This is a genomic window from Pseudarthrobacter sp. MDT1-22, assembly GCF_054511035.1.
Genome location: NZ_JBTNDK010000021.1, coordinates 48739 through 69055, shown reverse-complemented (window position 1 = coordinate 69055; position 20317 = coordinate 48739). Strand labels below are relative to the sequence as shown.

Sequence of the window (20317 nt, the reverse complement as noted above, 5' to 3'; positions counted from 1 at the left end):
CACACACAAGGTCAATGAACTCGGTGCGGGTACTCAGAGGAAATGACCTGACCATTAAACGCTCCATCAATCAGAGCGTTGCAACGACCATATGACTCTGCCCGCGCTTAACGACAGTTACTGCTACCCAGTTGGGCTGCTTACCCGCGTTCGGCGATCTTCTTGACGTCCGCCACGAGCATGTCCCACATGCTCTTGGAGTGCTCCGCCGCGTCTTCGTTGGCGTTGTTGTCCTGTGAGAGCGTGAGCGTTGTTGCACCGTCCTGGTCCTCGAGGGTCCAGGTGAGCGTGTGGTAATTTTCCGGCTTGTCCTCTTCGCCGCCCAGCGGACTGAAGTGCGTGTGGACCAGCTTGCGGCCGGGATCTACGGCGAGGATCTTGCCCTTATCTTCGTAGGGCTTGCCTTCCCACTCGCCGCGCCACGCGATGGGGCTACCTTCCGTCCAGTCGGTTTCCAGGTCCGCGCCGAACATAAAGTCCTTCACGGCGGCGGGATCGGTGATGACCTTCCAGACACGGTCCGCCGGAGCATCAATGGTGATGGAGGATGTGGCCACGAGGTTCACGGGCACTACCGGGCCTCCTTGGCGGTCAAGAGCAGATATTCCCATTCCATTTGCCATACGGCGTCACCGTGGGCCTCGCCAAACGAATCGGCCAGTTCGGTCAGGGCTTTGTCCAGGGCCTGTGCCTTGTCCTGGTCGTCGCCGATGAACTTGTAGACCGAAATGGTGGGACCGTAGTGGGACTTGAAGTACCGCAGGAAGTCCTCCGGCTGGTGGAAACTGCGGATGGCCAGCGTGCGCTTTTTCGCCTGGATATCGGTGATCCTGTCGCCGAAGAGTTCCCGCACGTGGTCTTCGCTGCCCCACAGCGGGGGCGGCTGGGCTCCGGGCGGGGGCGGCGGCGCGAACGGCTTCATGGTGGCAAACATCCTTCCAATGAAGCCTTCGGGCGTCCAGCTGAGCAGGCCGATGGTGCCGCCGGGTTTGCACACCCGCAGAATTTCGTCCGCGCCGGCCTGATGGTGCGGAGCGAACATCACGCCCAGGCAGGACGTGACCACGTCAAATGAATCGTCCTCGAACGGCAGCGCCTCGGCGTCACCTTCCACCCATTCAAGCCCGACGCCGCGATCGGCAGCCTGCCGGCGCCCGGCGTCGAACAACTCCGGGGTGAGGTCGCTGGCCACCACATGGGCACCCATCATGGCCGCAGGGATGGCCGCGTTGCCGGCGCCGGCAGCCACGTCCAAAACGTGCTGTTTCGGCTTGATTCCGCAGGCATCAACCAGAATGGCCCCGAGATCCTGCACCAGCTCACTAGCCAGTGCCGGGTAGTCCCCCGAGGCCCACATGGCCCGGTGCTTTTGCTTCAGAGCCCGGTCTGCCTCGTCTACGTCCACTTTGTCATTCATGCTGGCGCCCCTCTCCTTTGACAGGCTTTTTCCTTGACAGGCTTCGAGTGACAGCACGCTGTTGCACAGGGCTGCAATGCGACCCATTGTGGCCGCAGCGGGGCGCGCTGTAAAGCGTCTGGGGCTAGGACTCGGCGCGGAAGCAAGCAAACTTAGGGTTTCCTTGTGTTTCCCCAACCCCGGAATTAGCGTGGAAGCCTGACCAGCCATTACAGCGCTTCGGCGTCCAGGATTTCCCGGTCCCGGTGAAGGAGGACGACATGCCCGGCAAAAAGAACCCGAGCCTGAAAGATCCTGAACTCTACGAGGAACTGCGCGAGGACGGCGCGTCCAAGCAGAAAGCCGCCCGTATCTCGAACGCGGCCGCCAAGAAAGGCCGCTCCGCGGTGGGCCGCAAGGGCGGGAAATCCGGCGACTACGACGACTGGACCGTCCCGCAACTCAAGGCCAAAGCCAAGGAAATAGGCCTCACCGGCTACTCAGCCAAAAAGAAGAGCGAGCTTATCTCCGCCCTGCGGAACTCCTAGGCGGCGGCCATCCCCACCAACACAGCACGCTTGCGGTCTACGCATTCCCGGTCCGCTTTTTCGCGGACCGCCTCAAGCACCCTTTCGCGCCCGCGTGGTAGTGGCCTTCGCCGCAGGCTTCGCGGCGGCGGTTTTGGTTTCGGAGGACTTCGCCGCAGCCGTCCTGGCGCTCGTTGTCCTCGTCCCAGCAGTCTTGGCACCGGCTTTGGCGGGAGCCTTCCCGCCGGGACTGTCGGCACTTTCTCCTGTGCCGGCGTCGTCCGCGTCCGCATCCTCAGAGGCGGCAGGCTTCCCGCCGCCGCGCTTCCGCTCCAGGCTGCGCTTCAGCGCCTCCATCAGGTCGATGACCTCGCCGTTGCCGCCCTCACCCGCTTCGGCGCCGAACGTTTCGTCGGTATCGAGCGAATCGCCCTTCTCCAGCTTGGCGTCGATGAGCTTCCGGAGCTGCACCTGGTAGTCATCGGTGAAGTGCTCGGGTTCGAAATCCGCGGCCATGGACTCCACGAGGGCGGCGGACATTTCGCGTTCCTGGGCGGAAATCCGGATGGACGTGTCCAGCGCAGGGAAGCTGGCGTCCCGGACCTCGTCGGGCCACAGCAGGGACTGCAGCACCAGCACCTCGTCCTTGATGCGCAGCGCCCCCAGCCGTGTCTTCTCGCGCAGGGCGAACTGGACGATGGCCACACGATCCGTATCCTCGAGCGCCCGGCGCAGCAGGACATAGGCCTTGGGCGACTTGGAATCCGGTTCCAGGTAATAGCTCTTCTCGAACATCATCGGTTCCAGCTGCTCCGACGGAACAAACTGGACCACCTCGATCTCGTGGCTGTTCTCTGCCGGGATGGATTTGAGCTCATCCTTGGACAGGACCACCGTCCGGCCCTCGTCCTCAAACGCCTTGTCGATGTCCGAATAGTCGATGATTTTGCTGCACACCTCGCAGCGGCGCTGATACCGGATCCGGCCGCCGTCGGCATTGTGGACCTGGTGGAGGCTGATGTCGTGGTCCTCGGTGGCGCTGTAGACCTTCACGGGCACGTTGACGAGGCCAAACGCGATGGCACCTTTCCAGATGGCTCTCATCCCTCAAGTGAACATCACGCGGGGCCGGAGGTGAAGACCCATGGCCGGCCCTAAAGAGCGCGTCAGGGTCGCGGGGCGGGAACTGACCCTCACCAACCTGGACAAACTCATCTACCCGGAAACCGGGACCACCAAGGCCGATGTCCTGGCCTATTACGCCGCCGTGGCCCACGTGCTGATTCCCGCCGCGGCCAACCGGCCCGCCACCCGCAAGCGGTGGGTCAACGGGGTGGGCACCGCCGGGCATCCCGGCGAGGTGTTTTTCCAGAAGAACCTGGAGGATTCAGCGCCGGGCTGGCTCCCCCGCGCCGCCATCACGCACAAGGACCGGACCATCTATTACCCGATGGTGAACGATCCCGCCACGCTCACCTGGTTCGGACAGATCAATTCGCTGGAAATCCATGTCCCCCAGTGGCAGGTGGACTCCCACGGCAAGCAGCTCAATCCAGACCGCCTGGTCCTGGACCTCGATCCCGGCGACGGCGCAGGCTTGGAGGAATGCGCCGAGGTTGCCAGGCTGGCACGGGCCATCCTGCAGGACGTAGGCCTGGAACCGGTGCCGGTGACCAGCGGCAGCAAGGGCATCCACCTCTACGCGGGCCTTGACGGAACGCAGACCTCCGATCAGATCTCAGACTTTGCGCACGAGCTGGCCCGCGCGCTGGAAGCCGACCACCCGGATCTCGCCGTCAGCGACATGAAAAAGACGCTGCGCACAGGCAAGGTCCTGGTGGACTGGAGCCAGAACAGCGCCGCCAAAACCACCATCGTGCCGTACTCCCTGCGCGGCCGCCTCACGCCCACGGTGGCCGCCCCGCGGACCTGGCAGGAGATCGGGTCTCCCAAGCTCGAGCACCTCGACTACAAAGCCGTGCTGCGCCGGGTCAAGGCGGGCAAGGACCCGTTCGCCGCCGTCGCCCGCGGTGCCGGTCACCCGGATTCCCTGGACGGGGAGACGGACGACGGCGGCGCCCACGTCCGCCTGGAGCGGTACCGGTCGATGCGGGACCCGGACGCGACGCCGGAACCGTTCTCCGGCGCCTCCGGAAATGGCGACACCTTTGTGATCCAGGAGCACCACGCGAGCAGGCTGCACTTCGATTTCCGGCTGGAGCACGAGGGGGTGCTGGTGTCGTGGGCCCTGCCGAAGGGCGTCCCGGAATCCGGCGAAAAGAACCACCTGGCCGTCCAGACCGAGGACCACCCCTTGGACTACGCCACGTTTGAGGGCACCATTCCCAAAGGCCAGTACGGCGCCGGGGAAGTCAGCATCTGGGACCACGGCACGTATGAACTGGAGAAATGGATCAACGGCCGGGAGGTCATCGCCACGCTGACCGGCACCGAGGGCGGCGGCCTGGGCGGCACCAAGAAGTTCGCCCTCATCCACACCGGTAGGGGGCAGGGCAGGGACGCCGAAGGGCAATGGCTCATCCACCTGATGGACAAGGACCACCAGACTTTCCATCCGCGGCGGGCTCCGGCGGAGGATGAACCGGCGGAGGACGCGGCGGATAATTCGGCGGCGGACGCTTCCGGGACTGAGCCTGCCGCGGACGTTTCCCCGGCCGCGGCCGCGCCTTCCCCACTGCGTGCTGAAGATTTCAGTCCCATGATGGCAACGTCCGGTACCGCCGCCGACCTTCACGGCAGCGACTGGCAGTTCGAGCTGAAGTGGGACGGCGTGCGTGCCCTGTTGGTCGCCGACGAAGAGAAGGTCCGTGTCTTCAGCCGCAATGGCATAGACGTCACCGCAACCTACCCCGAGCTGAAGGACCGGGCCTGCTGGCCGGCGGGCCCGTTCGTCGCCGACGGTGAGATTATCGCCGTCGGGCCTTCCGGCAGACCCGATTTCGGGCTGCTCCAGGGACGCATGAAACTGTCCCGGCCGGCCGACGTCGCCAAGGCCCGCGCAGCAATCCCTGTCCGGCTGATGCTTTTTGACCTGCTGTCCGACGGCAGCGAGGACCTTCGCCGGCTGCCTTTCGCGAAGCGGCGGCTGCGGCTGGAGGAGTTCCATCACCCGTCGGAGTGTCCCGTGGAGCTGTCCGCCGTCCTGGACGAGAGGATCGAGCACATCCTGGAGAGTGCGCAGGAGTTGGGGCTCGAGGGCGTGATGGCCAAGCGGACCGACAGCCGCTACGTCAGCGGGCAGCGGACCCGGACGTGGATCAAGATCAAGCTGGAGCAGACCCAGGAAGTGGTGGTGGGCGGTTGGCGGCCGGGCAAAGGCGGGCGGCAGGGTTCGGTAGGTTCGCTGCTGTTGGGCATCCCCGACGGCAACAAGCTGCGGTATGTGGGCCGGGTGGGCAGCGGGTTCAGCATGCGCGAACTGCACGAACTCCGCCAGAAAGTGGACGATCTGGCGCGCAAGACGTCACCGTTCGACGACGTTCCCCGCGTGGATGCCTCGGACGCCCACTGGGTGACGCCACGGCTGGTCGGTGAGGTGACTTTCGGGGAATGGACGGGCAGCGGCAAGCTCAGGCATCCGGTGTGGCGGGGCTGGCGGCTGGACAAGAACGCCGACGAAGTGGTGCCGGAGGGTTAGCGACGCTGCGTTGGCGACGCGCAAATTTTCCTGGGACACGCAAAAGGTCTGGCGACACCCGAATTCGGGTGTCGCCAGGCCTTTTGCGTGTCGCCAGGTCAGATGCGCGTCGTCAGCGAGGGTGTTCCTAGGACGAGTGCGGCATCTGCGGGCGGCCGGTACGGTGCACGGCCGTGACTGCAGCCTCATGGCCCGCCCGGCCATGGTCTGAACCCTGCTCCTTGGGGTGCCGGTGCTTGCCGTTGCCGTCCGGCCAGTGGTGTTCGCCGGCCATCGCCGCAGTCACCGCAAGGGTGGCCGGGTCCGGCATGGACGGGGTGTCCATGGCTGCCGCGAGATGGTCCGCGACCTCCGGTTCGATCCTTGCTCCAGCATGTTTTTCAGCCATTTTTTCTTCCTTCCGCAATGAAATGAAGTGTTTACCAATGGTAGGTCTGGCGTGCTGTCCGGGCGCTGGATTTACCAGCGGACCTTCTTCTCTGCCGGGCCCTGCTTGCCGCTGACATGGGTGGGCTTGTGGTTCTTGCCGACGCTCTGCAGCCCGGCGTCGCCGCCCCTGGATTTGCTGGCCAGCATGGCCCGCTGCGCTTCGGTCAGCCCGGCCCGGATGCCCTTGGCTTCGGCATCGTCCTGCGCGGATTCGGGCTGGCTGGGAGTGTTTTCAGTCATTTGGTGGAACCTTTCTGAGGAGAATCAGTGTGTCTGACGAGATCAGCATGGACGGGGCCGGTGGTACCAGGCCGCAGGCGTCCGCCTACTCAAAAATCAGTGTTCCCATGAATCAACAATAGGCAGTTTCAGGCTCGGTTGTGAACCCCCGGTTTCCGGCCTGTACATGGGGCCGAGTGGCGGCCGGGAACTGGTGCCCGAACGGCCGTGGCGGCTGTCACTTTTCCCCGGGTTTCAGGGGAAAAATGGCGCAAAAAAGGGGTCGTGAACAAAAAGATTCCGTAACGATGGGCCCCAACCGCCCGAATCCCAATGATGACGGGGCGAGAGCAGCCAAAAGAAATCCCTGAAAACCGGTGGAAACCCTCTCTAAGGAAGGCACTTTACGGTATAAAACTCTCATTTGCCATGGAATCCGCGTAAAATTGAAAGCCTGCCCAGAGCGGGGCAGCTACAAGTCGCAAGCAAATGACCTCCATAGGAGTCGCCCAAATGCCCACAGACCGAAGCACGACCGACTCTTCAGCAGGCGTGAACAACGCCAGCCGACCCAACGATGCAGTACCAAATAGCGCACTGCCAAGTGCGCGTAAACCGAAGATCCTTGCGCGTCGCCGGCTCAAAGAGTCCGACGTGAATGTTGTAAACCAGCCCATGCTGAAAAAAGCGCTCGGCGGAACCATCGTGGGTAACACCATGGAGTGGTTCGACGTCGGCGTATTCGGCTACCTGATCACCACCATGGGACCTGTCTTCCTTCCCGAGGCCGACAAGTCCGTCCAGACGCTGTTCCTGCTTGGAACGTTCGCTGCCACCTTCATTGCCCGTCCACTCGGCGGTGTTGTGTTCGGCTGGCTCGGCGACAAGATCGGGCGGCAAAAGGTCCTCGCCGCAACACTGATGATTATGGCTGCCAGTACGTTCGCCGTCGGGCTGTTGCCCGGGTACGCCCAGATCGGCATCTGGGCCGCTGCGCTGCTGGTAATCCTGAAGCTTGTACAGGGCTTCTCCACCGGCGGTGAATACGCAGGCGCCACCACGTTCGTGAGCGAATACGCCCCGGATAAGCGCCGTGGATTCTTTGCAAGCTTCCTGGACATGGGCAGCTACCTCGGCTTTGCCCTGGGTGCGGCGCTGGTTTCTGTCCTGCAGCTGACCCTTGGCCAGACAGCCATGGAGGAATGGGGCTGGCGCATACCCTTCCTCATTGCAGGCCCGCTGGGCCTCATCGCCATCTACTTCCGGAACAAGATCGAGGAATCCCCTCAGTTTCAGGCCACCCTGGATGCCCAGGAATCCATCGGGCAGGCCGCCGCAGCAGCTGACGTGGACGCCGCCAAGAGTCCGGTCGGAATCGTTAAGGCCTATTGGCGCTCGCTCATCGTGGCCATGATCCTTGTGGCCGCTGCCAACACCGCCGGGTACGCCTTGACGTCCTACATGCCGACGTACCTCACGGAGTCCAAGGGCTACGATCCCGTCCACGGCACACTGCTGACCATCCCCGTGCTGGTCATCATGGCCTTGTGCATCCCGCTGACGGGCAAGCTGTCCGATCGCATCGGCCGCCGGCCGGTCCTCTGGATCGGCGCCATCAGCACCGTGGTGCTGGCTACGCCGGCGTTCCTGCTGATCGGCGTCGGTGACGTCTGGTCCACGCTGGCAGGCCTCTCGCTGATCGCGTTCCCAGTCACGTTCTATGTTGCGAACCTCGCCTCGGCATTGCCCGCACAGTTCCCGACAGCCAACAGGTACAGCGCCATGGGTATCGCCTACAACTTCGCAGTTGCCATCTTCGGCGGCACCACGCCGTTCATCGTGGCCGCGCTGATCACGGCGACCGGCGATGACATGATGCCGGCCTACTACCTCATGGCGACCTCAGCCTTCGGGGTTGTGGCCATCTACTTCCTGAAGGAATCAGCCAAGCGTCCGCTGCCCGGCTCCATGCCCAGCGTGGACACCCAGGCAGAGGCCAAGGAACTCGTGGCCACCCAGGATGAGAACCCGCTGATCGACCTGGCCGACATGCCGTTCGAATCCCAGGACGTCACCGATGCCGCGGCCATTAAGGTTCCGGCCGGAGTCTAGGCACCACAGTCTAAGCACCGCAACAACAAAGCGGCCTGACCGGGCCGTCTTGTAGCCCGCGCTCAAAGGCCCGTCCCGCGCGCTTTCCTTGGGGGAAGCACGCAGGGCGGGCCTTAGCCGTGCCCGGCGCCGCCCTTCCGGCCATACCAACGCGACGCCCTGTGACCCAGCTAATGGCCAGCATTCCGGGCTTCTGCTAATTTTCGAACAAGGGCTTGAAGAATAGGTGGTGTTGGCTGTGCGCAGAGTCATGGCCCATGCCCGCACGCTGCACGCCCTGGGCCCGGCGAACAACGACCGGCTCTCGGCCGTTCGGGTTGCCCTCAGCGTGGCAGTGCCCTCCCTGGTACTCCTGGCCATCGGCCGTCCCGAGCTGACGATGTACGCAGTGTTCGGTGCCCTGACCGGCATGTACGGACGCTCGGAATCCCACCAGCTTCGACTCAAGCACCAGGCGCAGGCGGCAGTGGTCCTGATCAGCGGCATCACGGTGGGCGTGTTCCTGTCCGTCAACCACCTCCACTCCTGGTGGCTGGTGCTCGTGGAGGCCGTGCTGGCCGGTGCCGGTTCCCTTTTCTCCGACAAAGTGCGGCTCAGGCCGAATGGACCGTTCTTCGGCATCCTGGCACTCGGGGCCTGCGCCTCGGTCCCGACGAGCGTGCCGTTCCTGACGGCCGTGCTGATCGGTGCGGCCTCGGCCGCGTTCTCGATCGTGGTGGGCTTCGCAGGCTGGCTGCGGGTCCGGGCCTGGGAGGCGGGCGCCGTGCGTGATGTTCCGCGTCCCAGCAGTGAACTCCGGCAGGCCGCGCTGGTCCACGCCGCCCGCTATGTCCTGGCCGTCGGTGCCGCCGGAACCTGCGGCGTCCTGAGCGGCAGCGGCCACCCGCACTGGGCCATGGCCGCGGCCGCCGTCCCGCTCGCGGGGGCCGACCTGCCCAGCCGCGTCCACCGCGGGATCCACCGCATCGTGGGGACGTTCGTCGGTTTGGCGTTGGTCGCCGTCGTACTCTTTCCTGGGCCGTTGTCCCCGCTGCAGTATTTCCCCGGCCACACTGCCGCCGTGCTGGCGCTGCTGGTGGTCGCATTCCAGTTCCCCACCGAACTCTTCATGGCGCGGCACTACGGCTGGGCCATGGTCTTCTTCACGCCGGTGATCCTGCTCATGACGCAGCTTGCCGCGCCCGTGGACCCGGGTCTCCTGGTCACCGAACGCGCGGTGGAGACTTTTGTGGGCGCCGTGATCGGCATCGCCGTGGTGGTCGCCATCCGCGCACCGCGGAGGGCTACTGCTTCGGACGCCGCGGCGGTCCGGACGTAAACCGCGCCGGCAGCACACGCGAGATGGCGGCCACCAGTTTGTAGCGTTTGGTGGGGATCGAAACGCCCTTGCCGCGGGCGTTGTCAGCCAGGCCGTCCCGGACCACCCAGTCCGCCCGCAGCCACATCCAGTGCGGGGCGACCGACTTTTCCATGCCCATGCGGTCATGGAATTCGGTGTGCGTGAATCCCGGGCACAGTGCCGTGACGTGCACGCCTCTCGGTCCGTAGGCCAGGTTGGCCCAGCGGCTGAAGATGACCTGCCAGGCTTTCGCAGCCGAGTAGCTGCCGCGGTTGGCGAAAGCCGACACGCTGGCCACGTTGATGATCCTGCCGGAGCGCCGCTCCAGCATCCCCTGCAGCGCAGCATGGCAGAGCTCCATGGGGGTCTGCACGTGCAGGCGAAGGTGTCTTTTCTCGTCCTCCAGGGAATTTTTTTCGAACGAGTGCAGCAGCCCGATCCCCGCATTGTTCACCAGGACCTCAACCGGCCGCGCCGCGTCCGTGAGGCGCCCGACGACGGCGGCCACACCGGCGTCGTCCGTCAGGTCGGCGGGCAGCACCTCAGTGGAAACGCTGTAATCACGCTCGAGTTCGTCAGCGATCTGCTGGAGCCGGGCGGCGTCGCGGGCCACGAGCACCATGTGGTGGCCTTCCTGCGCGAGCTGGCGGGCGAACTCCGCTCCCAGCCCTGCGGTTGCCCCTGTTACGAGCGCGGTGGTGGGTGTCTCCATGCGCCCAGACTAGCCGTGTTACGGCGCCGGCGGCTGGTGCAGGCCGAAGGTTGAGCCCTGATCGTCCTTGCAGAGCTTGAATCTTCCGTACTCCGCCGGGTCCTCGTCACCCAGTTCCGCGCTGTCCGCCGAGCCGCCAAGTTCACGCACCCGGGCCAGGGCGGCATCCATGTCGTCCACCCGGAAGAACAGGTAGGGCACCGCGCCCTTGTCGCCGCCGTGCAGCCCGCCGGGGATGCCGGGGGTGCCGGGGGTGCCGGGGGTGCCGGGGGTGCCGATTATGGACCCGCCCTCATCGGACGGTCCAGGGCTGAAGTCCCAGCCGAAGAGCGCGCCGTAGAACGCCCTGCCCCGTTCGGGATCTTCGACTCCGATTTCAAAGAACGCTGGTTCGCCGGCCATGGCTTCTCCTTTTCAGGTGGAGTCAGATGGGTCGAGTGGGGTCCATCGGACGAAACCACCGTAAACCCGCACAGCACCCCGGTCGAGAGTCAGCGGGCCCGCTCAGGAACTTGGAAAAAAGGTCTTTGGTTTGTGTCGATCCGGCCTCGCGCCGTTCGACCTATGGATGAGAAGGTCGAAGGGCGACCTTCCACAACCAAGGAGAAGATTGAGATGGCCAAGTACATGCTGATCATGCGGGAAACCGACGAGTCCCTCGCGAAGTTCACGGACGTCGACTTCGACGAGGCGATGAACGCCATGGGCAAGTTCAATGACGAACTGATCCGCGCCGGCGTCCTGCTGGCGGCCGAGGGCCTGGAGGATCCGAAGGAGGGCGTTGTGGTCGACTACACCGGCGAAACACCGGTGGTCACAGACGGCCCCTACGGAGAAACCAAGGAACTGTTCGGCGGCTTCTACATCCTCGATGTGGCCTCGAAGCAGGAAGCCATCGAGTGGGCGAAGCGGGCGCCGCTCACGGCCGGCCGCAAGACCGAAATCCGCCGCGTGCCCACCATCGACGAGTTCCCGCAGGACAACGAATGGATCCAGAAGGAACGCGCCTGGCGCGAGCAGACCGGGCAGCTGTGACCGGGCAGCTCTGACCGACACATCTGACCGTTTATGAGCGGTGCTGAGGCGCGGGGCGCCGTCGAGGCGGTGTGGCGGATGGAGTCTGCCCGCATCGTCGGCGCCCTGGCCCGCTATACAGGCGACTTCCCGCTGGCCGAGGATCTCGCCCAGGAGGCACTCGCCGAAGCACTCGTCTCCTGGTCCGTCAACGGGATACCCGCCGAACCCGCCGGCTGGCTCCTCACCACAGGCCGCCGTCGTGCGATTGATACGTTCCGCCGGCGGGCGGCACGGGACGAAAAGTACGCCCTGCTGGCCAGCGACCTCGCGGCGGAGGAGCCAGGAGCGGACACCTTGTTCGACCCCGATGCGATCGACGACGACGTGCTCGCCCTGATGTTCATCTCCTGCCATCCGGTGCTGGCCAAGGAAGCCCGGATCGCGTTGACGCTACGCGTAGTGGGCGGCCTGGGCAGCGACGAGATTGCCAAGGCTTTCCTGGTCCCGGTGGCGACGATCCAGGCACGCATCACCCGTGCCAAGAAGACGCTGGCCGCCGCGCAGGTGCCTTTCGCGGTGCCTGAGCCGCACGAGCGGGCTGAACGTCTTAGCTCGGTGCTCAACGTCATCTACCTGATCTTCACGGAGGGCTCGTTTGCCTCGGGCGGCGCGGAATGGATCCGCACGGACCTGGCCGGCGAAGCCCGCCGACTGGCCCGTGTACTGGTGCGCATCTCGCCGGAGCCCGAGGTGTTCGGGCTGATTGCGCTGATGGAACTCACCGCCGCGCGGTTCCCGGCCCGGCTCGATGCGTCGGGCCGCCCGGTGCTTCTGGAAGACCAGGACCGACGGCGGTGGGACCAGGCCGCGATCCTGCGCGGACGTGCGGCGCTGGCCCGGGCCACGGGATCCGGACGCGGGTTGGGTGCGTACGGTCTCCAGGCTTCCATCGCTGAGTGCCACGCCGTGGCTCATTCGGTTGCCGAGACGGACTGGCAGCGGATCGTCATCCTCTACGAAGCCCTCGGCCGGCTGGCCCCTTCCCCCGTCGTCGAACTCAACCGTGCGGTCGCCGTCGCGATGGCCTCCGGCCCGGCGGACGGACTGGAGCTGGTGGAGGCCATGGCCGCACGGGGAGAACTGGCGGGCTCGCACCTGCTTCCCGCGGTCCGTGGCGAGATGCTCACCCGGCTCGGCAGGTGTGACGACGCACGGTCCGCACTCCTGCAGGCCATGGCGCTGTGCGGAAACGCCGCCGAGCGCGCGGTGCTGCAGCGCAAGGTGGACGAGCTCAGCTGACCCCGGGGTGGGCCGCGGTCCAGCACCGAGCGCGAACGGACACTTAAGCCTCCGCCCGCCCCGCCGCCGGATTCTGCTCCATCATTCCTGCAAGCCCCGGGACCGGGCCCGGAATCACCGGCCCACCTGGCCGAAGCCTGCGAATGATGGAGCAGAATCCGACGCTACGCGAACCTGGCGAGCGGGTTGGCGAGCCGGCCGGCCATCTGCAACCCGCCTGACGGGTCGGTGAGGTCAAGCATCTGCTGGTTGTTCCGCAGCTGCAGCCGGTTAAGGCACGACAGTTCAAAGTCAGGGGCGAACAGGTCGTGGCGGGCGAACTGGTCCGCGAGCTCCGGGTGTTCAGCGTGGTACTTCTGGATGACCCGCGCGGCCGTGCCCCAGAACTCCTCCTCGCTGAGTTTCCCGTCCTCCACCAGCAGGGCACCGAGGAAGCGGAAGATGCAGTCGAACACATCCGTAAAGATGGCCAGCACCTTTTCGCCGTCAGGGATATCAACCTGGATCCTCGATACCTCCTCGGGCAGGTCCAGCCGGCGCCCCATCACCACGATTTCCTCGGCGATGTCCTTCATCACCGCACGGACGGGCACACCGTTATCCAGCACCAGGATCACGTTCTCGCCATGCGGCATAAAGGCGAGTTCGTACCGGTAGAGGCAGTGGACCAACGGGACGAGGTAGGCCTCGAAGTAGCGGCGCAGCCATTCGGCAGGCTCCAGTCCGGAGCGCTCAATCAGGGCAGACACCATCGGTTTGCCGGTCGAATCGACGTGCAGCAGGGACGCCATGGTGGCAAGCTGCTGGCCGTCCTCCAGCAGCGCGAGCGGACTTTCCCTCCACAGCGCGGACAGCATCTTCTGGTACGGCGAGCCCTTGGCGGACGCGGCCTCGTAGTAGCCGTTGTGGTAGCCGATGGCCGCGATCTCGCTGATCATGGCCAGGCCGCGTTTCTGCAGGGCTTCGTCTGATCGGATCAGGTCCTGCAGCCAGTCGTTGATGGCGGGGGTTGCCTTCATGTACTGCGGCGAGAGTCCCCGCATAAAGCCCATGTTCAGGACGGACATCGCCGTCTTGACGTAGCTCTTGGCGGGCGCGGCCGTGTTGAAGAACGTGCGGATGGACTGCTGGGCCTGGTAACTGTTGGCACCGGTCCCCAGATGGATGATGTGCTGCTGGGCGATTTCGGCAGCGAACGTGACGGTGAGCTTGTTCTCCCACTGCCACGGATGCACCGGCATCAGGAAGTACTGGGCGGGGTCCACGCCCTGCGCCGCGAAGTCGCTGTCAAAGGACTGCAGCGCGGCGGCGCCGAGCTCGGCCTCCAGGTGGGCGCGGTAGTCCAGTCCGGCGCTGGCGGTGAAGACAGCCTTGCTGCGGTGCACCCCGATCCATTCCAGGCGGACGGAGGCTCCGGTCTCCGGCGCGAACGCCCGGTAGTCACTGATGCCAAACCCCAGCCTGCCGTTGTTGGCCACGAAACACGGGTGGCCCTCCGTCATGCTGCGTTCGATGGCCTGGAAGTCGGCGGCGGGGTCCGTGCCGCCGGTGACTCCTGCCGCGAGTTCCTCGGCGGACGGCTGTCCCAGCCACTGCTTGTAGGAGTGGCCGGCCAGGGTGCTGCTGATCTCTTCAAGGTAAACCGGGAGCATCTCCTCGCGGATGCCCAGGGTGTCCCTGAACTCGGTGATGAAACGCAGGGCGTCCGGGGCGGCGTCCTCGCCGCTGCGTGTGCAGTGGATCGAAGCGGCGTCCACCGACCAGTGCTCCAGCTCAAGCACGCGGGCCGTGAACGAGTACGCCGTGAGGCCGTCGTCGCTGCGGACCACGTACACCGCGGGCTCCTCCGGACCCGTGGCACCGCTGCCGGAGCCCAGGCGCTGCGGCTCCAGGATGCGTTCGTGCAGGAATTCCGCGAGCGCCTTGCGGACCAGGTGGCGGTTGGCCGCCGCCCAGCGTTCGGGTGCGAGGTGGGGAACAGTGTTGGCGGTGCTGTCCGATATTTCGACGACGGCGGGGTCCAGCTCGATGATGGTCACAGTGATTCTCCCTGATGGATCGGGACGGAAAGGCCATGGGAAGGGACTCGGGGGTGGCCCAGCGCTGCGCGGGCGGCGAGGTGGTCCTGGCGTGTGCAGAAGCTGAGCAGCGCTTCCTTGTCCGGCAGGGTGACAACCTCCGCCGGCTGGAAGCCCAGCCGCTCGTTGAGCACATGGATCTTGGAGTTCTTGGCGTCTGGTTCAACCACCACGCGTTCCACTCCCGGTTTTTCGAACAACCGCTCCAGCACGGCATCCATCACCGCGGCGGTGTACCCCGGTTGGGGGTCTCCCGACGGCGGCGCCACCAGCAGGTGCATGCCAATGTCGCCCTCCTGCACGGCATAGATCGCGGCCAGCGGCGAGGCGGCCGGCAGGTATTCCTCCATCAGGAAGGCGGGGACGCCGTCGTCGTTGATCCCCAGCAAGGCGTGGTGATGCCCCGTTGCCTGGATTCTCGAGTATTCCTCCACAACCCCGTCAACTGTGGCGGACAGCATCCCCCAGAACGACGCGTACGGCTGTGTGACCCAGCTGTGGAGGAGTGGTGCATCGGTAGCGGCGTCAACACAGCGGAACGAGAAGCTCATGCGGACACCCATGCTTTTCCTGTTGAGAGCGCTTCGGCAGGTTCGGGCAGGCCATTCGGCGCGCCGAACTGCTGGAACGCGATGCTGCGCTCCACCGGGTAGACCTCGCGGCCGGTGATCTCGCGCAGGATGCACGAGTTGCGGTAGGCGGCCATGCCGAGGTCCGGGGTGACAAAGCCGTGCGTGTGCAGCTCGGCGTTCTGGACGAAAATTTCGCCGGGTTCGACGCCGGTGCTGTAGTTGCGTGCCACGGCGAACCGGCCGGCGGAGTCCCTGGCAATCCGGTCCTGGATTCCGGCCAGGAAGTCCGGCTCCCGGTAGGTGTAGCCGGTGGCCAGGACCACGGCTTCGCTGTCCAGCACATAGTCCGAGCCCTGCTCCTCGTGCCGGAGCTGCAGGGTGTGGGAACCGGTGGCCTGATCCCAGGCGGCGCCGGTGAGCGACGAATGGGTCAGGAGCTGGGTGTCCACCATGCCGGAGAGGCTCTTGGTGTACAGGAGGTCGTAGATGGCGTCGATCAGCTCGGAGTTGATGCCTTTGTACAGGTTCTTCTGGCTCTTGATGAGGCCGTCGCGCTGGTCCTGCGGCAGCCCGTGGAAGTAGTCCACGTACTCCGGCGAGGTCATCTCCAGGGTGAGCTTGGTGTACTCCAGCGGGAAGAACCGCCCGGACCGGGTGACCCAGTTCAGCTGGTAGCCATAGGTGTCGATGTCCTGCAGGAGCTCGTAATAGATTTCCGCGGCGCTCTGGCCGCTGCCCACGATGGTGATGCTCCGCTTGGCCTGCAGCTCACTCTTCCGCGACAGGTAATCGGCGTTGTGGAGGACAAGTCCCCCGCCGCCATCAGCGGCCGCGTCGACTATTCCGTCACAGGACGCCGGCACGTACGGCGAGGTGCCCGTGCCCAGCACCAGCCGCCGCGCCAGCAGCACCTCAGGCCCGTCCGGACCTTCCATTGAAAGGCGGTATACGCCGGCGTCGTACGTTAGATCCAGCACAGCCGTGCTAAAACGGACGGACCGCAGCTGGCCGGCCACCCACTGGCAGTACTGGTTGTACTCGGCGCGCAGCGGATAGAAGTTTTCGCGGATATAGAAGCGGTAGAGGCGCCCGGTCTGCTTGAGGAAATTCAGGAACGAATACGGCGACGTGGGGTCGGCCAGCGACACCAGGTCCGCCATGAACGGCACCTGCAGGTGGGCCGGCTCCAGCATCATGCCCGGGTGCCAGTCGAAGGATTCCCGTTGCTCCAGGAAGACGCCATCCAGCCTGTCCACCGGCTCGCTGAGGGCGGCGAGGCCAAGATTGAAGGGCCCGACGCCGATGCCGGCGAAGTCGAAAATGCGCGGTTCGGTGGAGGTGCTCATGCGGACACCTCGCTGGTGCTGTTGTCGGTGTTGGCGCCGGACAGCAGCTGCACGCCGGTGCTGCGCAGCAGCTCGATGATCTCGCTGATGTCCTCCAGGGTTGCTTCGGCGTTGAGGAGGGTGAACTTCAGGTAGTGCCGGCCGGCCACCTTGGTGCCAGCTACGACGGCCTGCCCGGACGCGAAAACGGCCGCACGGATGGCCGGGTTGAGGGTGTCGGCCGCATCCTCGGAAAGCCGGCCGTGAGCGTCGGTGAGGCCGACATCGGCAAAACCGGCGCCGGTAAGGGCAGCAGCGCCGGACAAAGCACCGGAAACCCGGGGCCGGTACCGGAAGACCAGCGTGCTGAGCTGCGGAGCGGCGGCGAGCTCAAAGTCGTCGTCGGCGGCCAGCACTGATCCCACCCGGGCTGCGAGATCGATTGCTTCATCAAACAGGGCGCCGATCGCATCCGCGCCCATGATGCGCAGGGTCAGCCACAGCTTGAGCGCGTCAAAGCGCCGGGTGGTCTGGATGCTTTTGTCCACCTGGTTGGGGATCTCGGCCAGGGCGGCGCTTTCCGGGTTCAGGTAGTCCGCGTAGTAGGTGACGTGCTGGAGCATGGCGCGGTCGCGGACCAGCAGGGCGCTGGAGCTAACGGGCTGGAAGAACGTTTTGTGGAAGTCCACGGTGACGGAGTCGGCCAGGCGGGTCCCGTCCAGCAGGTGGCGGTAGCGGTTCGAAACCATCAGCCCGCCGCCGTAAGCCGCGTCAATGTGGAACCAGGCACCGTAGGCGCGGGCCAGGGCCGCGAGGTCGGCGAGCGGGTCCACCGCACCGAAGTCGGTGGTCCCGGCGGTGGCCACAACCGCCATCGGCACCAGCCCGGCGTCGTGCACTTCCGCCATGGCCTCGGCGAGCGCGGCCGGGTCCATCTTGTGGTCCGCGGCGCATGGGACGGAGATGACGGCGTCGAAGCCCATGCCCAGCATGGACGCGGACTTCTGGATGCTGAAGTGGCTGGCTGCTGAGGTGAAAATCCGGAGCTTTTCCAGCAGCGCGGGCAGCCGGAGTCCGGCGTTGGCCGGCTCCTGCCGCAGCCCGGCAACGGCGTGGTTGCGCGCGATCAGCAGCGCCTGCAGGTTGGACTGGCTGCCGCCGGAGGTGAACACGCCGTCGGCTGCCGCCCCCAGCTGCAGCCGTTCGGCGGTCCAGTCGATGAGCCGGCGTTCGATCATGGTGGCCCCGGCGCTCTGGTCCCAGGTGTCCATCGAGGAGTTCACCGCGGACAGGATGGCCTCCCCCACCAGCGCCGGGATCACCACCGGGCAGTTCAGGTGGGCCGCGTACTTCGCATCGTGGAAGTAGATGGCGTCCCGGAGGTACACGGTCTCCAGCTCTTCCAGGGCCGCGGCGGTGTCCGGGAGCGGCTGGTCCAGGTCAACGGCGCCGATACGCGCCTTCATTTCGGCGGGCCCGACGCCGGTAAAAGGCCGGGTGGTGCGGTCGATTTTGGTGGCCACGGCGTTGACTCCCTGCAGCACCTGCGCCACGTACCGGGTGGAGTTCCTGGTGTTGAACAGATGGTTGGTGGCAGCGAGGGCCAGCTCCACGCGGGAGCCGAAATCCTGCCCGGGCAGGGTTTCGCCCACCCGATTTTCATCCACGTACATCTCATCAACACGGGGCAGCAGCGGCACAGTGGTCATCCTTAGTTCGACGTTGGGGTTGTCTTTAGCAAGGTAAGCCTTACTTAGGTGAACCTTTTCGTCAAACTTTAGTGACTTATTTATCTTAAGCCGCGGGAATACGGGCGTTCTTCAGGTCGCGGGCGCTTCATTGACTTGCCCCGATCGCGAATCGGGTGCAAAATACTCCGCGCGAACGGACACTTGAGGCCCTCCGGAGGGAGTTTCCGGGGGCTTAAATGACCGTTTGCGCTAGTTGTCCGGCCAGTCGATGTGCTGTTCGTAGCCCCCCTCATGGGCGCGGAGGTAGCTGGAAATGAACGGGCAATGCGGGATGATGCGCTTACCCGAAGCCACCACGTCGTCGAGCGCGAAGTGAGCCAAGACCTTGCCCAGTCCCTGGCCCTTGAAATCCTCAGCGGTGTCGGTGTGGAGGAAATCCACGTGTCCGGGCAGGTCCCGGAAGAAGGACTGGACGGCGATCTTTCCGCCCACCCGCAGCTCGTAGCGGTGGTGCACGTCATCCCTGGACAGCGAGACGTCGGGGCTGAACTTGTCCTCTGTGGAAATCATGTTCTCAGTCATGGTTCGACATTGGCACTACTTGGCCCCGCTGGCAATGGCCCGTCACTCTGGCTGCCGGCGTGGTCCACCCGTTCGGCACCGACATCGCCGGGGACACGTTCGGGCATCCGGCCCAGCAGCAGGACGGCCAACACAAAGCATGCTGCACCGCCTCCGAGCAGGCCCAGCGTCAGGCCGTTGAGGGCAGCGTCCGCCACCGGAATGAAGACGACGACGGCGGCCGTCACCACCGCGGCGGCGGGCCGGCCGCGGGTGTGGACGGACGCCGTCGGACGTTCCTCAAGGTGGCCGAACGCGGCCAGTACCGGGAGCAGCAGGGCGACAACCCCCAGGAGGACGAGCGGCCGCGCCCACCACCATTCGGCGGTGCCTGCCCCGGGCTTGGGGAAGTCGGTGAGGAGCAGGAGCCCGGACATAGCCGCGAGCAACGGCAGGTGCCACAGGTACACGGTCATGGAGCGGCGGCCGGCAACCATGACCACCACGCGGATCCAGCGCACGCCGGAAACCCAGCCGAGCGCCGGCCGGAAGAGCTGGAGCGCGGCAGCCTGGGACACGCCCAGGAGCAGCAGGCAGAGGTTGGGCGGGTTGAGGTTGACCAGCATGTTTCCGGAGTAGAGACCCAGGCCAGTGACCAGCCCGAGCACCAGGTTGGCTGCCAGGATGAGCCCCACCAGGCCGGAGCGCGTGAGCCTGGCGACGTGCCCGTCGGCCACCAGGAAACCAAGCTGCTGCACGGCGCACCACAGGAAAACAAGATTTGCGTAGGCGAGGATGGGCAGGGCTCCGCGGAAGCAGTCGATGGCCACCACGAGGGCCGCCAGGACCGCAACGGTCAGCCAGGGCGCGCGCTCATGGAACCGGGCCAGGAGCGGGATGTTGAGCTGGGCGGCCAGGTAGGCGGCCAGGAACCACAGGGGCATGCCGGCCCCGGTGGCCATCAACTGAACCACCTGGGGGTCCACCCCGAGCAGGAGCGCCGCCGAAAAGCCCAGGAACATCACCGCCAGGAGTGCCGCCGCCGGGCGGACCAGCCGCAGCAGCCGGGCCTGGGCAAACTCGACGCCCGTACCGCCGCGGGCTCTCAGCCGCTGCCAGGACTGGAGGCCGGTGGTGCCGCCGGTCACGAAGAACAGCGGCATCACCATGAAGATCCAGATCACGGGCTCGAACCACGGCTGATCGCCCAGCGTATTTTTGGAGGTCACGGTGCCGTCCCCTTGCAGGACGGGGCTGACCATCATGCAGTGGCCCACCACCACCAGGGCCAGGCAGACGAACCGGACAAGGTCGATCACGAGGTCGCGCCGGACCGCCTGGTCACTGTGCGGGGCTGGCCCCTTCACACCACTCACGTGCAG

19 protein-coding genes are annotated in these 20317 nt (G+C 65.6%); 6 read left to right on the top strand and 13 right to left on the bottom strand.

Annotated elements, in window-relative coordinates:
* Positions 1-140 precede the first annotated feature (140 nt).
* Together ACX80M_RS15935 and ACX80M_RS15930 are read right to left on the bottom strand one after the other, a co-directional pair.
* Entirely contained in the window at positions 141-572 is a 432-nt protein-coding gene (locus tag ACX80M_RS15935) for an SRPBCC domain-containing protein (RefSeq protein ID WP_459309957.1), read from the bottom strand.
* The gene (locus tag ACX80M_RS15930) at positions 572-1417 is read right to left on the bottom strand and encodes a class I SAM-dependent methyltransferase (protein ID WP_459309956.1); all 846 of its coding nucleotides are present in this window, start codon (positions 1415-1417) and stop codon (positions 572-574) included. Before ACX80M_RS15930 ends, ACX80M_RS15935 begins: the two co-directional genes overlap by 1 nt.
* A gap of 260 nt (positions 1418-1677) precedes the next feature.
* On the opposite strand from ACX80M_RS15930, the gene ACX80M_RS15925 reads away from it, so the two are divergent.
* Positions 1678-1944 carry a DUF7218 family protein gene (locus ACX80M_RS15925; RefSeq protein ID WP_056348983.1) on the top strand — a complete coding sequence of 89 codons (267 nt, stop codon included), beginning with the start codon at positions 1678-1680 and terminating at the stop codon, positions 1942-1944.
* 72 nt (positions 1945-2016) lie between these two features.
* Here the strand turns inward: ACX80M_RS15925 and ku are convergent, their stop codons facing one another.
* Positions 2017-3027, bottom strand: coding sequence for a non-homologous end joining protein Ku (gene ku / locus ACX80M_RS15920; protein ID WP_252614558.1), 1011 nt, complete (start codon positions 3025-3027; stop codon positions 2017-2019).
* 40 nt (positions 3028-3067) lie between these two features.
* On the opposite strand from ku, the gene ACX80M_RS15915 reads away from it, so the two are divergent.
* Positions 3068-5581, top strand: a complete 2514-nt coding sequence (locus ACX80M_RS15915; RefSeq protein ID WP_252614559.1) for an ATP-dependent DNA ligase — start codon at positions 3068-3070, stop codon at positions 5579-5581.
* Positions 5582-5708: 127 nt separating this feature from the next.
* Here ACX80M_RS15915 and ACX80M_RS15910 read toward each other — a convergent pair whose 3' ends face one another.
* Together ACX80M_RS15910 and ACX80M_RS15905 are read right to left on the bottom strand one after the other, a co-directional pair.
* The gene (locus ACX80M_RS15910; protein WP_252600640.1) at positions 5709-5969 is read right to left on the bottom strand and encodes a hypothetical protein; all 261 of its coding nucleotides are present in this window, start codon (positions 5967-5969) and stop codon (positions 5709-5711) included.
* 71 nt (positions 5970-6040) lie between these two features.
* On the bottom strand, positions 6041-6250 hold the full coding sequence (locus ACX80M_RS15905; RefSeq protein ID WP_252600642.1) for a hypothetical protein: 210 nt from the start codon (positions 6248-6250) through the stop codon (positions 6041-6043).
* A gap of 492 nt (positions 6251-6742) precedes the next feature.
* On the opposite strand from ACX80M_RS15905, the gene ACX80M_RS15900 reads away from it, so the two are divergent.
* Both ACX80M_RS15900 and ACX80M_RS15895 read left to right on the top strand, forming a co-directional pair.
* Positions 6743-8341 carry an MFS transporter gene (locus ACX80M_RS15900; RefSeq protein ID WP_252600644.1) on the top strand — a complete coding sequence of 533 codons (1599 nt, stop codon included), beginning with the start codon at positions 6743-6745 and terminating at the stop codon, positions 8339-8341.
* A 250-nt stretch (positions 8342-8591) separates the two neighbouring features.
* Positions 8592-9659, top strand: a complete 1068-nt coding sequence (locus ACX80M_RS15895; RefSeq protein ID WP_252610786.1) for an FUSC family protein — start codon at positions 8592-8594, stop codon at positions 9657-9659.
* Here ACX80M_RS15895 and ACX80M_RS15890 read toward each other — a convergent pair.
* Together ACX80M_RS15890 and ACX80M_RS15885 are read right to left on the bottom strand one after the other, a co-directional pair.
* Entirely contained in the window at positions 9625-10392 is a 768-nt protein-coding gene (locus ACX80M_RS15890; RefSeq protein ID WP_252610749.1) for an SDR family NAD(P)-dependent oxidoreductase, read from the bottom strand. The two genes, ACX80M_RS15895 and ACX80M_RS15890, sit on opposite strands and share 35 nt — an antisense overlap.
* A gap of 18 nt (positions 10393-10410) precedes the next feature.
* Positions 10411-10794, bottom strand: coding sequence for a VOC family protein (locus ACX80M_RS15885; RefSeq protein ID WP_252610751.1), 384 nt, complete (start codon positions 10792-10794; stop codon positions 10411-10413).
* Between the two features lie 213 nt (positions 10795-11007).
* Here ACX80M_RS15885 and ACX80M_RS15880 point away from each other — a divergent pair, with 213 nt between their 5' ends.
* Together ACX80M_RS15880 and ACX80M_RS15875 are read left to right on the top strand one after the other, a co-directional pair.
* Complete coding sequence (locus ACX80M_RS15880) at positions 11008-11427, top strand: YciI family protein (RefSeq protein ID WP_459309955.1); 420 nt, start codon at positions 11008-11010, stop codon at positions 11425-11427.
* Between the two features lie 33 nt (positions 11428-11460).
* Complete coding sequence (locus ACX80M_RS15875; RefSeq protein ID WP_252610753.1) at positions 11461-12708, top strand: RNA polymerase sigma factor; 1248 nt, start codon at positions 11461-11463, stop codon at positions 12706-12708.
* Between the two features lie 164 nt (positions 12709-12872).
* Here the strand turns inward: ACX80M_RS15875 and ACX80M_RS15870 are convergent, their stop codons facing one another.
* From ACX80M_RS15870 to ACX80M_RS15845, 6 genes are all read right to left on the bottom strand, one after another.
* Positions 12873-14747, bottom strand: a complete 1875-nt coding sequence (locus tag ACX80M_RS15870) for an IucA/IucC family protein (RefSeq protein ID WP_459309954.1) — start codon at positions 14745-14747, stop codon at positions 12873-12875.
* The gene (locus ACX80M_RS15865) at positions 14744-15337 is read right to left on the bottom strand and encodes a GNAT family N-acetyltransferase (RefSeq protein WP_459309953.1); all 594 of its coding nucleotides are present in this window, start codon (positions 15335-15337) and stop codon (positions 14744-14746) included. The genes ACX80M_RS15870 and ACX80M_RS15865 overlap by 4 nt, the downstream gene beginning before the upstream one ends.
* Complete coding sequence (locus ACX80M_RS15860) at positions 15334-16704, bottom strand: lysine N(6)-hydroxylase/L-ornithine N(5)-oxygenase family protein (RefSeq protein WP_459309952.1); 1371 nt, start codon at positions 16702-16704, stop codon at positions 15334-15336. The genes ACX80M_RS15865 and ACX80M_RS15860 overlap by 4 nt, the downstream gene beginning before the upstream one ends.
* Positions 16701-18356: a pyridoxal phosphate-dependent decarboxylase family protein gene (locus ACX80M_RS15855; RefSeq protein ID WP_459309959.1), complete on the bottom strand. Its 1656-nt coding sequence runs from the start codon at positions 18354-18356 to the stop codon at positions 16701-16703. The genes ACX80M_RS15860 and ACX80M_RS15855 overlap by 4 nt, the downstream gene beginning before the upstream one ends.
* A 267-nt stretch (positions 18357-18623) precedes the next feature.
* On the bottom strand, positions 18624-18956 hold the full coding sequence (locus tag ACX80M_RS15850) for a GNAT family N-acetyltransferase (RefSeq protein ID WP_252600653.1): 333 nt from the start codon (positions 18954-18956) through the stop codon (positions 18624-18626).
* Positions 18953-20311, bottom strand: coding sequence for an acyltransferase family protein (locus ACX80M_RS15845; protein ID WP_252614565.1), 1359 nt, complete (start codon positions 20309-20311; stop codon positions 18953-18955). The genes ACX80M_RS15850 and ACX80M_RS15845 overlap by 4 nt, the downstream gene beginning before the upstream one ends.
* Between the last annotated feature and the right edge of the window lie 6 nt (positions 20312-20317).

Excerpts from the sequence above, each read along its gene's own strand:
- ACX80M_RS15930 (WP_459309956.1), bottom strand. The coding sequence starts at position 1,417 with ATGAATGACAAAGTGGACGTAGACGAGGCAGACCGGGCTCTGAAGCAA.
- ACX80M_RS15925 (WP_056348983.1), top strand. The coding sequence starts at position 1,678 with ATGCCCGGCAAAAAGAACCCGAGCCTGAAAGATCCTGAACTCTACGAG.
- ku (WP_252614558.1), bottom strand. The coding sequence starts at position 3,027 with ATGAGAGCCATCTGGAAAGGTGCCATCGCGTTTGGCCTCGTCAACGTG.
- ACX80M_RS15915 (WP_252614559.1), top strand. The coding sequence starts at position 3,068 with ATGGCCGGCCCTAAAGAGCGCGTCAGGGTCGCGGGGCGGGAACTGACC.
- ACX80M_RS15910 (WP_252600640.1), bottom strand. The coding sequence starts at position 5,969 with ATGGCTGAAAAACATGCTGGAGCAAGGATCGAACCGGAGGTCGCGGAC.
- ACX80M_RS15905 (WP_252600642.1), bottom strand. The coding sequence starts at position 6,250 with ATGACTGAAAACACTCCCAGCCAGCCCGAATCCGCGCAGGACGATGCC.
- ACX80M_RS15900 (WP_252600644.1), top strand. The coding sequence starts at position 6,743 with ATGCCCACAGACCGAAGCACGACCGACTCTTCAGCAGGCGTGAACAAC.
- ACX80M_RS15895 (WP_252610786.1), top strand. The coding sequence starts at position 8,592 with ATGGCCCATGCCCGCACGCTGCACGCCCTGGGCCCGGCGAACAACGAC.
- ACX80M_RS15890 (WP_252610749.1), bottom strand. The coding sequence starts at position 10,392 with ATGGAGACACCCACCACCGCGCTCGTAACAGGGGCAACCGCAGGGCTG.
- ACX80M_RS15885 (WP_252610751.1), bottom strand. The coding sequence starts at position 10,794 with ATGGCCGGCGAACCAGCGTTCTTTGAAATCGGAGTCGAAGATCCCGAA.
- ACX80M_RS15880 (WP_459309955.1), top strand. The coding sequence starts at position 11,008 with ATGGCCAAGTACATGCTGATCATGCGGGAAACCGACGAGTCCCTCGCG.
- ACX80M_RS15875 (WP_252610753.1), top strand. The coding sequence starts at position 11,461 with ATGAGCGGTGCTGAGGCGCGGGGCGCCGTCGAGGCGGTGTGGCGGATG.
- ACX80M_RS15865 (WP_459309953.1), bottom strand. The coding sequence starts at position 15,337 with ATGAGCTTCTCGTTCCGCTGTGTTGACGCCGCTACCGATGCACCACTC.
- ACX80M_RS15860 (WP_459309952.1), bottom strand. The coding sequence starts at position 16,704 with ATGAGCACCTCCACCGAACCGCGCATTTTCGACTTCGCCGGCATCGGC.
- ACX80M_RS15855 (WP_459309959.1), bottom strand. The coding sequence starts at position 18,356 with ATGTACGTGGATGAAAATCGGGTGGGCGAAACCCTGCCCGGGCAGGAT.
- ACX80M_RS15850 (WP_252600653.1), bottom strand. The coding sequence starts at position 18,956 with ATGACTGAGAACATGATTTCCACAGAGGACAAGTTCAGCCCCGACGTC.